At 33.8% G+C, this 14543-nt stretch carries 11 protein-coding genes; 8 read left to right on the top strand and 3 right to left on the bottom strand.

Annotated elements, in window-relative coordinates; genetic code table 11:
• Positions 1-41 precede the first annotated feature (41 nt).
• The 3 genes from IRZ83_RS14705 (at position 42) to IRZ83_RS14695 (ending at position 4491) form a co-directional block, all read left to right on the top strand.
• Entirely contained in the window at positions 42-1622 is a 1581-nt protein-coding gene (locus IRZ83_RS14705; protein ID WP_194569908.1) for an NADP-dependent glyceraldehyde-3-phosphate dehydrogenase, read from the top strand.
• Positions 1623-1852: 230 nt separating this feature from the next.
• On the top strand, positions 1853-3724 hold the full coding sequence (locus tag IRZ83_RS14700) for a M1 family metallopeptidase (RefSeq protein ID WP_194569906.1): 1872 nt from the start codon (positions 1853-1855) through the stop codon (positions 3722-3724).
• 152 nt (positions 3725-3876) lie between these two features.
• Positions 3877-4491, top strand: coding sequence for a tetratricopeptide repeat protein (locus tag IRZ83_RS14695; protein ID WP_194569904.1), 615 nt, complete (start codon positions 3877-3879; stop codon positions 4489-4491).
• Positions 4492-4526: 35 nt separating this feature from the next.
• Here IRZ83_RS14695 and IRZ83_RS14690 read toward each other — a convergent pair whose 3' ends face one another.
• On the bottom strand, positions 4527-5117 hold the full coding sequence (locus IRZ83_RS14690) for an outer membrane beta-barrel protein (protein WP_194569902.1): 591 nt from the start codon (positions 5115-5117) through the stop codon (positions 4527-4529).
• A 144-nt stretch (positions 5118-5261) separates the two neighbouring features.
• On the opposite strand from IRZ83_RS14690, the gene IRZ83_RS14685 reads away from it, so the two are divergent.
• The 5 genes from IRZ83_RS14685 (at position 5262) to IRZ83_RS14665 (ending at position 12294) form a co-directional block, all read left to right on the top strand.
• Positions 5262-5666, top strand: coding sequence for a GNAT family N-acetyltransferase (locus IRZ83_RS14685; protein ID WP_194569900.1), 405 nt, complete (start codon positions 5262-5264; stop codon positions 5664-5666).
• 259 nt (positions 5667-5925) lie between these two features.
• Complete coding sequence (locus IRZ83_RS14680; protein WP_029272835.1) at positions 5926-6309, top strand: hypothetical protein; 384 nt, start codon at positions 5926-5928, stop codon at positions 6307-6309.
• Positions 6310-6484: 175 nt separating this feature from the next.
• Positions 6485-7567, top strand: coding sequence for an efflux RND transporter periplasmic adaptor subunit (locus tag IRZ83_RS14675; RefSeq protein ID WP_029272836.1), 1083 nt, complete (start codon positions 6485-6487; stop codon positions 7565-7567).
• 127 nt (positions 7568-7694) lie between these two features.
• Entirely contained in the window at positions 7695-10862 is a 3168-nt protein-coding gene (locus tag IRZ83_RS14670; RefSeq protein ID WP_194569898.1) for an efflux RND transporter permease subunit, read from the top strand.
• Positions 10855-12294: a TolC family protein gene (locus IRZ83_RS14665; RefSeq protein ID WP_029272838.1), complete on the top strand. Its 1440-nt coding sequence runs from the start codon at positions 10855-10857 to the stop codon at positions 12292-12294. The genes IRZ83_RS14670 and IRZ83_RS14665 overlap by 8 nt, the downstream gene beginning before the upstream one ends.
• A 107-nt stretch (positions 12295-12401) precedes the next feature.
• On the opposite strand, the gene IRZ83_RS14660 is transcribed toward IRZ83_RS14665, so the two are convergent.
• Together IRZ83_RS14660 and IRZ83_RS14655 are read right to left on the bottom strand one after the other, a co-directional pair.
• Positions 12402-14069: an ATP-binding protein gene (locus IRZ83_RS14660; RefSeq protein WP_317174570.1), complete on the bottom strand. Its 1668-nt coding sequence runs from the start codon at positions 14067-14069 to the stop codon at positions 12402-12404.
• An 81-nt stretch (positions 14070-14150) separates the two neighbouring features.
• Positions 14151-14333 carry a hypothetical protein gene (locus tag IRZ83_RS14655; RefSeq protein WP_194569894.1) on the bottom strand — a complete coding sequence of 61 codons (183 nt, stop codon included), beginning with the start codon at positions 14331-14333 and terminating at the stop codon, positions 14151-14153.
• Positions 14334-14543: the final 210 nt, after the last annotated feature.

Here is a 14543-nt window from a genome sequence, read left to right as displayed (position 1 = left end):
GTTTAATATGCTATTAATAACCAAATATAAATTACCAGATTATGAGTTTAATACCCGAAGAATTTCAAATTAATACGCTTATAAATCAAGATACTTATCTTGTAAATGGAGAATTAAAAAAATGGATAGGGCAAACCACACCTGTTTTTTCGACTATTTCTTCTACAGAAAAATACACGCCGACTTTATTAGGATCGATTCCGTTCATGGCAGAAAAAGAAGCCGCTGAAGTGGTTGATGCCGCAAACACTGCTTACAATAAAGGCCAAGGTTTATGGCCTACTATGAAAGTAGCTGACCGCATTAAATGCATGGAAAATTTCGTTAAGCAAATGAAAGAAACCCGCGAAGAAGTGGTAAAACTTTTGATGTGGGAAATTGGAAAAAACCTTGGCGATTCTCAAAAAGAATTTGACAGAACGGTTGAATATATTTATGATACTATTGCCAGCTATAAGGAATTAAACGGACGCAGTTCGCATTTTGAAAAAGTGCAGGGTGTAAATGCAATGATTCGCCGCGGACCGCTTGGCGTTGTTTTGTGCCTCGGGCCCTATAATTATCCGCTTAATGAAACTTTCTCTTTGCTGATTCCTGCTTTAATTATGGGGAATGCGGTTATTTTTAAGCCAGCAAAACATGGTGTTTTATGTATTTCGCCTTTATTAGAAGCTTTTAGAAGCAGTTTTCCTAAAGGAGTTATTAATATCGTTTACGGACGTGGCCGTGAAGTGGCTTCTCCGATTATGAAATCTGGAAAAATTGATGTTTTGGCATTAATCGGTAACAGTAAATCGGCGATTGCTTTGCAGGATCAACATCCAAATAAAAATAGACTGCGTTTGATTTTAGGTTTAGAAGCTAAAAATCCGGCGATTATTTTACCAGACGCCGATTTAGATTTGGCAATTCAGGAATGTATTGCAGGAAGTTTGTCTTTCAACGGACAGCGCTGTACAGCTTTAAAAGTGTTATATGTTCACGAATCAATTATAGAAGAATTCAACAGACGTTTTTCTGAAAAAGTAGACGGATTATTATTTGGAAATCCGTGGGAAAACGGCGTTTCATTGACACCGCTTCCAGAGACTGATAAACCAGCCTATATTCAAGGTTTAATTGACGACGCAACTTCAAAAGGAGCAAAAATATTAAACGAAAAAGGAGGAAAACATACCGATAATTATATTTTTCCGGCGGTTTTATATCCAGTAAATAAGCAAATGAGAGTGTATCATGAAGAACAATTTGGTCCAGTAGTACCTATTATTTCTTTTAAAGATATTGATGAACCTCTAGAAGATATGGCCGAGTCAAACTATGGTCAGCAAGTGAGTTTATTCGGAAAAGACATTAAAACTTTGGCACCGCTTATCGATTCATTAGTAAATTTAGTTTGCAGAGTAAACCTCAACAGTTCTTGCCAGAGAGGTCCTGATGCTTTCCCATTTACAGGGCGTAAAGATTCTGCCGTAGGAACTTTAAGTATTCCTGATGCATTGCGCTCTTTCTCAATTCGTACGTTCGTAGCCTCAAAAGATATCGCTTACAATAATGAAATTTTGCAGGAATTGCTAAACAGCAAAGAATCTAATTTCATTAATACCGATTATATTTTGTAGTTATCAAGGTTATATATTAATTGTAGAAGCCGTCTTTTCTTTTTAGAGTAAGACGGTTTTTCTTTTTAAAGTTGCTGAGTCACTCAGATAATAAGGTTCTAAGATTTCGTTCAAAATTATACTTTGGAATTTTAAATTTGGAATTTATTTTTTAAACAGATGTAACAAAAAGTTAAAAAACTCTTCTAATATTGTAATCACTATAAATCATCAAAATCTTAAAACCAGTTATGAAAAAAAAAACAGTTCAATTATTGTTAATTGCATTTTTGTTTTTAGCACAAAATAGCTTTGCTCAAGAGCTATATATGCCTAGAAATATAAAAAATGCTTACGAAAAAGGAACCCGTTCTATGGACGGAAAACCAGGGAAAAATTATTGGCAGAATCATGGAAAATACACTATGGAAATTACCGTAGATGCCAAAACAAAAATTGTAAGCGGAACAGAAACTATTGTTTATGAAAACAACAGCAGTGATACCTTAAAAAATCTGCCTATTCGTTTTGTAAATAATCTTCATAAACCCTCCTCACCAAGAAGCGGGAATGTAAATCCAGATTTTTTAAGTGACGGATTAACTATTACTTCACTTAAAATTGCAGATGAAGTTTATAAAGAAGACGGAAGAAAATGGGCAACAGTAGGGAATATAAAAATGAAAAAACCAGTTCCTCCGCATTCTAAAGTAACTATAAATATCGATTGGAATTATCCTTTATCAAAAGAGAGCGGAAGAGAAGGACAAATTGATGAAACTACATTTTTTGTAGCGTACAGTTATCCGCGTGTTTCTGTTTTTGATGATTACAACAAATGGGACAGATTGCCTCATACAGATCGCCAGGAGTTTTATAATGATTTTAATGATTATAGCTACTCTGTAAAAGCACCTAAAAATTATGTGGTGTACGCAACGGGAGATTTATTAAATCCAGATGAGGTTTTAAATCCAGAGTTTGCAGCGCGTTTAAAAAAATCATACACAACGGATGAAGTTTTGCATATTGCCAACGAGCAGGAAATGAAAAGCGGTGCAGTAACCAAACAAAACGATTGGAATGTTTGGAAATTTGAAGCTAAAAATATTTCAGATGTTTGTTTCGGACTTAGCGATCATTATTTATGGGATGCAAGCAGTGTTGTAGTAGACAAAAAAGCAAATCGTCGGGCGAGTGTTCAGGCTGCATATGATGTAAAAGGAACTGATTTTGTTAATTCAGTAAAAAACAATCAATATGCACTAGATTGGTTTTCGAACAATTGGCCGGGAGTTCCGTATCCGTTTTCTAAAATGACAGCGTTTCAAGGTTTTGCTGATATGGAATATCCAATGATGTGTAACGACTCTCAAATGGGAGATCCTGTTTTTGCACAATTGGTTCAGGATCATGAAGTAGCGCATACTTATTTTCCTTTTTATATGGGAATTAATGAATCGCGTTATGCTTTTATGGATGAAGGATGGGCTACTACTTTTGAATATTTAATTGGAATTGCTGAACACGGTAAAGAAGCAGCAGATAAATTCTACAAAGAATTTCGTGTTAAACAATATATCAACGATGCTTCAACAGAAGAAGATCAGCCGATAATCTCAATGTCATCTCAAGTTTCAGATGCAGGTTATGGAAATAATTCATATGGTAAGGCATCTCTTTCGTATATCGCTTTAAAAGATTTGCTAGGAGACGATTTATTCAAAAAAGCATTACACGCATACATGGAAAATTGGAATGGGAAGCACCCAATTCCGTGGGATTATTTTAATTCTATTAATTCGGCATCAGGAAAAAATCTGAACTGGTTTTTCAATAACTGGTTTTTTACCAACAACTATATTGATGTTTCAGTAAAAAGTGTTGCAAAAAATACGGTTTCAATTGAAAATGTTGGTGGTTTTGCCATTCCATTTGACGTAAATATCGTTTACGCAGATAATTCAACAGAAACAATTCACCAGACACCGGCTGTTTGGCAAGCCAATCAAAAGTTGGCAACAATTGAAGTAAAAAGCAAAAAACAAATCAAACAAATTACAGTTGACGGAGGTATTTTTATGGATGCAACTCCAGCAAATAATTCTTGGTCAGTAAAGTAATTTTTTTTATTTAATATATTTAAAACCGTCTTTTTCAATAGAATAAGATGGTTTTTTTTATAATTTTTTATTTTAGTAAGAAAATATGGAATTCCGTAAAATAGTATGGAATTTAAAAGTTATGTTTGCAGAAATTTAAAAACTCGCAATTAATGAAAAAGCCCCTAATTCTCATTATTTTATTGCTTTGTTTTAAAAGTTTTGCTCAAAACGATCCGAAAATCGCATTTCAGAAAAGCAGATATGATCTTGCTTTATCCTGTTATAAAAAAGCAGACTTTAAAAAAGCACTTGATTTGTTCTCTGTAGCATCTAGAATTAAACCCGAAAACGAAGTAGGCAGAGAGTCCATCAAAAAAGTAGATTCCTTAAAAATTATTTTAAGGAAAAACATTTTGGATAAAGCCATCGGAACTTGGAAAATGGCTGGAGATAAACCCGTTTGGTCTTCTACAGCGACGGATAATTCTACTAAAGAAATTGATGAATTTGTCGAAATTACTCAAAATCAGATTTCATTTTATGAAGTGGATAAAGAGACAAAAACGAAAAAGTTACTACATTCAGAAGCGTTAGTTTATTACAATAAGGATGCTTCAGATGCTATTTTTTCAGATGTCATTCTTTCTGACGGAACTATTTGGAGTTGTTTGCTGAGTGAGGATTCAAATACATTGCATGTAATTAATATTGCCAAAAAAGATGATACTGGAGTTCAAAAAATAACCAGTGACAATCTGGAACACTTTTATACTAGAGTAAAATAATTAAAAGGGAATCAATGGTGATTCCCTTTTTTAATTTATAAAAACTTAAATCCCAATGAAATATTTGAGATTCCGGTTTTAACATCTCTCCCTGACGGATCAAGATCAGTAATTCCGGCTAGGTATCTGTAATCGATAGTGAGTTTCCATAAGTCAACCCCAATACCGCCTAGAATACTGCTGTTATTGCGTTCTAGCGCAATATAATTAAGGCTGTTATTTGCATTTATATCCGAGTAATTTTTCCAATTGTATCCTGCAAAAATGCGAATATTGCCCAGCTTTCCTAAAGGAACCACTTTAAAACCTACAATTAAAGTCGCATCGGTTCCAGAAACTTCATATTCAGTTTCGCCAATTCCGGTTTGCGAAACACTAAATTTAGATTTCGCATAACCAAATTCACCTTGACCATAAAACAGCAATAAATTCACTCTTGCAAATCCGGCAACTCCCATTCCTGTTCCTGAACTTTTTGAGTTAAAATCATCTGTAATTGGCGAGGTTATATTGTATGAAACTTGTGGTCCAAACTGTATTAATTGTGCAAAACCATTTACACTAATACCTAATAAAAGGGCTAAAATGAATTTTTTCATAATGAATTTATTGGCAGTTGATTCCATAAAATTAAATATTAAAAATTAGATTCGAAAGATTTATCTTATTTATTTAGTATATGTTTTTGATAATTAGACAACTGTGATGTTGAGTGTTGAAAATTTTCAAAACTGTAAAATGATTAAATTTGTTTTTAAAAAAAGTATTTAATGGAAATTAGAAAAATTGAAGCTTCACAAACTTGGCAAATACGGCATGAAGTAATGTGGCCTGATCAGCCTTTTAATTTTGTTCAGCTGGAAGAAGACAATGTAGGATTTCACTTTGGAGTATTTGATCATGAAAAACTAGTTTCTATAGTTTCTTGTTTTTTTACTGATGAAGAAATGCAGTTTAGAAAATTAGCTACACTAGAAAAATTTCAAGGAAAAGGAATCGCAGGAGAATTGCTAAAATTTATTTTTGAGTATGCTAAAGAAAGAAAAATGAAAAAAGTTTGGTGCAACGCTCGAACCAATAAAAAATCATTTTATGAGAAATTTGGAATGGTTGATACCTCTAGAACGTTTATTAAAAAAGGACAAGAATTTACTATAATGGAAATTTTGCTCTAGAAAATAGGCTGAAAATTACATAATAAAATGTACAGCCTTAGATATTTATGATTTTGCTTCATTTCTCTGTGACTAATTTAAAGCAAGGATGAAATTCCACTTTCAAATTATATTTTTATGCGATTTTAACATAAAAACATCAATTTAATTATGAAATAGAGGACGCTAAAAAAAAGAAAACGTTTTCGCTAATTTCTTCATGTTAAGACTTTCTTATTTTATTTTTTTTGTTGCAATCTTTTATTACTTTCGCACCCAAATGAGAAAGTTAATAGTATTTTTAGTATTCATGAATTTGCTTCTGTTTGGCGGAGGTCAATATCTTAATGCCGGTACTTTACACAATTCTCATCTTCATACTTTTGAGAAAAAGCACCGAGTGAAATTCACCAATCAAGATCAAGGCAGTTCCGTTATTGAAGATGCTGCAGATATCGATCTTGAAGAAGAATATCTTGGAGGTGATCTTAATGATGGACTTACGAATAAGTTTTATGCAGCAAACTACAGCCTGCTTGACAGCTGGTATCTGACGTTCTCAAGTCAGAATGCAGCAAATGATTACAATCGTTTTAAAATCTTCGTGCCATTTTGTGGCCAATCAAATCCTATATATATTACGCAACGCGTTTTAAGAATTTGATTTACCAATATACATCGGTTACTTAAGTTGTAATCCTGCATATCTTGTTGATGTATATTTTTTCTACTTCTTCTTGTATGAAAGTTAAGTTATAACAAAGGTTGCCTGATGCATTTTTTCATCTAAAGGAATCACTGTATTCCAAGCATTCAATCGCTTAATTTCCAATAAAATCATGAAAAGAATTATCTTGTTCACAGGCTTATTTGCCCTTGTGTGCCTTACTAGTTGTACAACTAAAAAAGAAGAAAAAGAAGAAGCTGAAAAATTTACCGTTACAAATCCGGTAAGAATTGATACTTCGTTTACAAAAGAATATGTTTCGCAGATAAAATCTGTTCGAAATATCGAACTCCGTGCCCAGGAAAAAGGGTTTTTACAAAACATTTTTGTCGATGAAGGACAGTTTGTAAAAAAAGGCCAGCTGTTGTTCAAAATTATGCCAAACATGTATCAGGCTGAATTACTTAAAGCTCAGGCTGAACAAAAATCAGTAGAAATTGAATTGCAAAACTCTAAATTGCTTGCCGATAAAAACATCGTTTCTAAAAACGAATTGAGTGTGGCTCAAGCAAAATTGCAATCAGCAAAAGCTGAAGTTGCTTTGGCAAAACTTCATTTATCATTTACTGAAATCAGAGCACCGTTTGACGGAACTATTGATAGAATTCCATTAAAATTAGGAAGTCTTATCGATGAAGGTGAATTATTGACAAGCCTTTCAGACAACAGTCAAATGTTTGCATACTTCAACGTTTCTGAGCCAGAATATCTTCAATATCAAACTGATGTAAAAGACCGCGCTGGTAATAATGTGAGTTTGCTTTTAGCGAATGGCGACATTTTTAAAGAAAAAGGAAATGTAGAAGTGATCGAAAGTGAATTTAATAATGAAACAGGAAATATTGCTTTTAGAGCAAGATTCCCTAATTCAAATAAACTATTAAGAAACGGTGAAACTGGAAAAGTACAAATGCTTGTTCCGTTGAAAAACGCTATTGTAATTCCGCAAAAAGCGACTTACGAAATTCAGGATAAAAAATATGTTTTTATCGTTGACAAAAACAATAAAGTAAGTTCTAAAGAAATTACTATTACAGGCGAAATTCCAGATTTATACGTTGTAAGCAGCGGTCTTACTGAAAATGATAAAATCTTGCTGGAAGGAGTTCAGAAAGTAAAAGAGAATGATAAGATCAACTTCACTTACATCGCTCCTTCAAAGGTTATCAATAATTTACGATTAAAAGCGGAGTAAAGTTTTGTTTTAGGTGTTTCAGGTTTCAGGTTTCAAGTTTCAAGTTTCGCGCTGAATCTCAAACTTAAAATCTTAAACTTAAGACAATTGCAAATTCCAATTAGTTTAATCATTAAAAAATAAATAGATGTTTAATAAATTTATACAAAGACCAGTTCTGTCGATAGTAATATCGCTTATAATTGTCTTTTTAGGGGTATTATCGGTTATGAGTTTGCCGATTACCCAGTTTCCGTCCATTTCTCCTCCAATGGTAAACGTTACGGCGGATTATCCTGGATCTAATGGTGAGCTGATGATCAAATCTGTAGTTATTCCTCTAGAAAGAGCCTTAAACGGAGTTCCTGGAATGAAATATATGACTTCTGATGCAGGAAATGATGGTGAAGCAAGTATTCAGATCGTTTTTAACTTAGGTACAGATCCGAATCAGGCTGCAATTAACGTTCAGAATCGTGTGGCTTCGGTTACAAATAAATTACCTCCATTAGTAGTAAGAGAAGGGGTTAAGATTACGCGCGAGGTACCAAGTATGTTGATGTATGTGAATCTTTACAGTACTGATAAAAATACCGACATGAAGTTCTTATACAACTATGCCGATATTAATGTATTGTCAGAATTGAAAAGGGTAAATGGAGTTGGATCTGGAGATATCTTAGGAACACGTGAATATGCAATGCGTATTTGGTTAAAACCAGATCGTATGCTAGCTTATAAAATATCTGCTGATGAGGTAATGGAAGCATTATCAAGCCAGAGTTTAGAAGCTTCGCCTGGTAAAACTGGTGAGAGTTCTGGTAAACGTTCTCAAGCATTTGAATATGTATTGAAATATTCTGGACGTTTTACAACCAAAGAACAATATGAGAATATCGTTGTAAGATCAACTAGCAATGGTGAACTTTTACGTTTGAAAGATATTGCTAAAGTAGAGTTTGGAAGTTCGATGTATGATATTTATTCGAACTTAAATGGAAGACCTTCTGCAGCGATTGTATTGAAACAATCTTTTGGAAGTAATGCAAACCAGGTTATTGAAGACGTAAAAGCTAAACTGGAAAAAATTAAGCAGAAATTTCCAAAAGGAATGGATTATGAAATTTCATATGACGTTTCTAAATTCTTAGATGCCTCTATCGAAAAAGTAATTCACACTTTGATTGAAGCGTTTATATTGGTAGGATTAGTAGTTTTCCTTTTCTTAGGAGACTGGCGTTCTACGGTTATTCCAGCAATTGCTGTTCCCGTTTCATTAGTAGGAACTTTTGTGTTCATGACGTTTTTTGATATTTCATTAAACTTAATTACATTATTTGCTTTGGTTTTAGCAATTGGGGTCGTCGTCGATGATGCGATCGTAGTTATCGAGGCCGTTCACGCCAAGATGGAGGAAGAACATCTCTCGCCATTTAAAGCGACAAAAAAAGCGATGCACGAAATTGCAGGGGCAATTATTGCGATTACTTTCTTGATGGCTGCGGTGTTTGTACCGGTTGCATTTATGTCAGGACCTGTTGGAGTATTCTACAGACAGTTCTCTATCACAATGGCGACGGCAATTATACTTTCAGGTATTGTGGCTTTAACTCTAACACCGGCACTTTGTGCGATGATGTTAAAAAACAATCACGATCAGCCTAAAAAGAAAACACCAGTAAATAGATTTATAGATGGTTTCAATAACAAGTTTAACCTTGCACAAGGGAAATACCAAAATCTATTAGGTAAAATTGTAAACAGAAGAGCTGTTACTATTATTGCGCTTCTAGGTTTTTGCACTGGAACATGGTTGATCAGCAGCACAGTTCCATCAGGTTTTATCCCGAATGAGGATCAGGGTATGTTTTACGCTATTATTCAAACACCTCCAGGTTCATCATTAGAAAGAACAAATAATATTGCTGAGAAACTACAAAAAATTGCTGAAGGTGTAGAAGGAGTAAAATCAGTTTCTTCATTAGCAGGTTATGAAATTTTGACTGAAGGTACTGGATCTAACGCAGGTACTTGTTTGATCAACTTAAAAGATTGGAACGATCGTAAACAATCTGTACAGGAGATTATGACAGAACTGGAAGAAAAATCAAAAGATATTCCAGGAGCTAATATTGAATTTTTTCAACCGCCGGCGGTACCAGGATATGGAGCAGCTGGAGGATTTGAGCTTCGTCTGTTAGATAAAACAGGAACTAGTGATTTCAAAAAATTGGAAGCTGTAAACAAAGAGTTTGTTGAAGAATTGAACAAACGTCCAGAGCTTTCAAACGTATTTAGTTTCTTCAGTGCGAGTTTCCCTCAGTACATGATGAAAGTTGATAATGATTTGGCACAGCAAAAAGGGGTTTCTATCGAAAATGCGATGAATACTTTGTCAACTCTTGTGGGTAGTAACTATGAAATTAGTTTTATCAAATACGGAATTAACTATAAAGTAATCGTTCAGGCAGCACCAGAATACCGTGCACAGCCAGATGATATCTTAAAGCTTTATGTGAAAAATGATCGTGATGAAATGGTTCCTTTTTCAGCTTTTATGAGATTAGAAAAAGTATATGGTCTTTCTGAAATTACAAGACACAATATGTATACTTCTACTGAGATTAGTGGTGGTGCAGCTCCAGGATATAGTTCAGGAACTGCAATTAAAGTAATTCAGGAAGTTGCGGCAAAAAAATTACCTAGAGGATATGACATTGACTGGGCAGGTATTTCTGCCGATGAGGTTGCACAAGGTAATCAGGCAATTTGGGTATTTTTGATTTGTTTGGGATTTGTGTACTTGGTTTTAGCAGCTCAATACGAAAGTTTTATTCTGCCTTTATCAGTTATCTTATCATTGCCAGCGGGTATTTTTGGAGCTTTCCTTTTATTGAAGGTTGCTGGACTAGAAAATAATATTTACGCTCAGGTTGCCATGGTAATGCTTATTGGTTTATTGGGTAAAAATGCCGTTCTGATTGTAGAGTTTGCCATACAGAGACATGCAGCAGGAAAATCTGTACTCGAGTCAGCAATGGAAGGAGCTAAAGCGAGGTTCCGTCCTATTTTGATGACTTCATTTGCCTTTATTGCAGGATTATTACCGCTTGCATTTGCTACCGGTCCTGGTAAAATTGGTAACAGAACAATTGGTACTGCAGCTGCCGGAGGTATGCTTATCGGAACTATTTGTGGAGTATTTGTAATTCCAGGATTATATTACATTTTTGCCAAAATTGCAGAGAAACACAAACTGGTGAAACATGAAGAAGAGAATCCATTAACTGAAGAAATTGATAACAATCATGTCTAAATTAAAAATATATCAATATAGTGTAGCATTAGGTCTTTGCCTTGCTGTAGCGAGCTGTAAAGCTCCTGTCGCAGAAACTGCAACGACCAGTACACCAGTTCCTGAAGCATTTGGTACTGCTAAAGCTCAGGATACAATTACTACAGCAGCTGTAAAGTGGAATGAATTTTTCAAAGATCAAAACCTTGTTGATTTGATTGATGTAGCCCTGAAAAACAATCAGGAATTAAACATGACGCTGCAGGAAATAGAAATAGCAAAGAATGATGTTAGAGTTCGTAAAGGACTTTTATTACCATCTGCTGGTATTCGTGCCGGAGCTGGAGTTGAAAAAGTAGGAAGGTATACCAGCCAAGGTGCTGGTGATGCCACTACTGAAATTAAACCAGGTATAGAAACTCCGGATCCGCTTGGCGATTTTACAATTGCAGCATATGCAAACTGGGAAGTAGATATTTGGAGAAAACTGCGCAATTCTAAAAAAGCAGCAGTAAGCAGATATTTAGCATCAGTTGAAGGTAAAAACTTTGTGGTTACAAATCTTATCTCTGAGATCGCTGATAATTATTATGAATTATTAGCTTTAGACAGCCAATTAGATATTGTAAAACAAACAATTACTTTGCAGTCAAACGCTTTAGAAATCGTGAAAATTCAAAAGCAGGCTGCAAGAGCAACAGAATTAGGTGTTAAAAAGTTTGAAGCAGAGGTTCTGACTTCAAAAAGTTTAGAGTTTGATATTTTACAGCAGATAAAAGAAACGGAGAATAAAATCAATTTCTTGTTAGGCCGTTATCCGCAGGAAATTAAGAGAACAAACACCAACTTCTTAACGTTGCTGCCAGCTTCAGTGAGCGCTGGAATTCCATCTCAATTATTAATGAATCGTCCTGATGTAAAACAGGCCGAATTAGAATTGATCGCTGCAAAACTAGATGTAAAAGTAGCTAAAGCTGAATTTTACCCTTCACTGGATATTTCTGCAGCTTTTGGAGTACAAGCCTTTAAGCCATCTTACTTGTTTACGTTTCCAGAATCGATTTTATATTCTTTAGCTGGAGATTTAGCGGCGCCGCTTATCAACAGAAATGCAATCAAAGCAGAGTTTTCTAGTGCAAATGCAAGACAGCTTCAAGCTTTATATAATTATGATAAAACTATTTTAAACGCTTATTTAGAAGTATCTAATCAGCTTTCTAAGATCGATAATCTGCAAAAAAGCTATGATCTAAAATCACAGCAGGTTGATGCATTAAATACCTCAATTGATGTCTCTAATGATTTATTTAAATCGGCTAGAGTAGATTATTTTGAAGTTTTAATGACACAGCGTGATGCATTAGAATCGAAATTAGAATTGATCGATACTAAAAAAGAACAACTTAATGCTGCGGTTCATGTTTACAGGTCCCTAGGCGGCGGTTGGAAGTAGAATACCATTTTAATAGTTATTAGTAGGATACCTCTCAGAAGTAAAATTCTGGGAGGTTTTTTTTTGGAAATAAGTAGTTCTTAGAGAAGATTAAACTTGAATTATCTTTACTTAGGTATGGCTATTTTTGCTTTAAACCCTTTTCCAGGTTCTGTATCAAAATCAATGGTTCCTTTAACAGCCTGAATACGGCTTTCCATGTTTTGGAGACCATTTTTTATCATCTTACTTTTTTCGGCTCCTTTACCATTATCAGTATAGTTTATTAAAATTGATTTTTGATCACCTTCAAATTTTATAAGAACTAAACTTGCTGTACTGTGTTTCTTCATATTTACCATTAATTCCTGTAAAATTCGACTAATGGTAATCTTTTTTGTATCATCAATAACTTCCCAGTTTATATTTTCTAAATTAGTAGCAATGATATTTCTTTCGCTTGTATTATAAGCCAAAAGCATTTCTTTTATGCTATTGGTGAAATCTATACCAGTTTCAATTCTATTATTTTCTCTCGAAATTCCTCTTACACGTCCGTAAATATCGTCTAATTTTTGGAGTAGATTTTCTTTAGCGCTTTCCTTAGATAAGGGCTGAGATTCTGCATAAGCAATCACTTGAAATACATCGTTTGCCAACTCATCATGGATTTTTTTAGCAATTCGGGTTTCAGTATTATAAGAAGTCTTAAATTCAATGACTTTGTTTTTATTTTTATAATAACGGATCAAAATTGCTATTAAAATGACTAAAAAAACAAAAACAATTACAAATACAATCCGCATGTATTTGGCTCTTTGAAGCGATAATAGGTTTTCTGCTTTTTCTAGACGAAGTTTTGCGTTTTCATCTTTTTCTATTTTAGCATCGTATTTAATCTTCGCAAACTTATTTTTAAAGTTATTTCTAATCTTAATAATACTATCGTTTAAAGTAAAATACTTTTGTACATATTTGCTGTGATTCTCGCTGTGATTATTTGAAATTATAATTTGAAGCGATTCTAATCTTTCATCAACACTATTTAGTTTTGTAGCAATATTGTAAGCAGCAAAAGCATTTTCATCTGATTTTTGAATGTCTTTTTTAGCATAGTAATCGGCCAAGTGCAGATAGCTTTCAATACTTCCGTAGGTATCTTTAATTTTGTTTTTTATCTCGAGAGCCTCCTTCATTAAATTGAAGCCTTTTTCATCCATTCCTTTTTTAAAATAAGCATAACCAAGATTATCTTGCAATGTAGACTGAGATTCTCTTTTTAATATTTTTTTGCGTAAAATAGACTCTAAAATGGCAATTGCTTCGGAGTATTTTTTTTGTTGGATATAAAGAGACCCGATGTTGCTTAAAGGGACCTGCTTCACAATGGGATCAGTATATTCTTTTGCTGCTTCTTTGTAGTAAATAATAGCATCATTATAAAGAGAAAGTTCTTTGTCAGCCACACCTAATATGTTTTTTATCGAAGCTGTATATACGCTCTTTTTTTTAAAATAAGCCAATGCTTCCGTTACGGTTTCCTTACTACCATAGTAGTCTCCGTTTACTTGCTGAATAGATGCCATTTGAATGAGTATATATCCGATATTGGCACTATCTTTTAAAGTTTCATAAAGTATTTTTGATTTATTAAACTCATAAAAAGCAGCATTAAAATTTTGCTTTTCATAATTTAAAATTCCCTTATTTCGTAAACTAAGTGCTTCTTTTCGAATGGGTTCTATATTGGTATTAACAGTCTTTTTTTCTTGACAGGAAAAAAGAAAAAGCAACATGATAAAACAAAAAAAAGGGGACCGTAACATATAAATTTACTTTCCCCGAAAATAGTAATTAATTAAATACTAAAAATATATTTATTCATCAGTTGGCGGCGGTGGCGGCGGCAATTTGTCACCAGGACCATCATCAGCCTGAGTTGATTTTAAGTGATCAATTTTTTCTGTTTTCTTTTTTGGCTGCGTTTCATACTCGTCAGCGGTACAAGAAAATATAGTAAATAACAACGCAAAAGCGCTTAAAAGTAATAGTTTTTTCATTTTAATTTAATTTAGAAATTAGACATAGGTATTGCTGTCCGGAATGATCCAGAGTCTATTGAGACAATACCAAATTGATTTTGGGAAGTAGAGCGTGTAGGACTGTAAGATGTTATTTATACTTCCCGAATAAACTCAATCTTACGGTTTTCCACACTGTTAATTAGAACTAGTTTTATATTTTTGTTTTAGTCTGCAGACAAAACTTGA

The sequence above is a fragment of the Flavobacterium sp. JLP genome, from assembly GCF_015350755.1.
Lineage (GTDB): Bacteria > Bacteroidota > Bacteroidia > Flavobacteriales > Flavobacteriaceae > Flavobacterium.
This window is presented reverse-complemented; position numbering and strand designations above follow the sequence as displayed.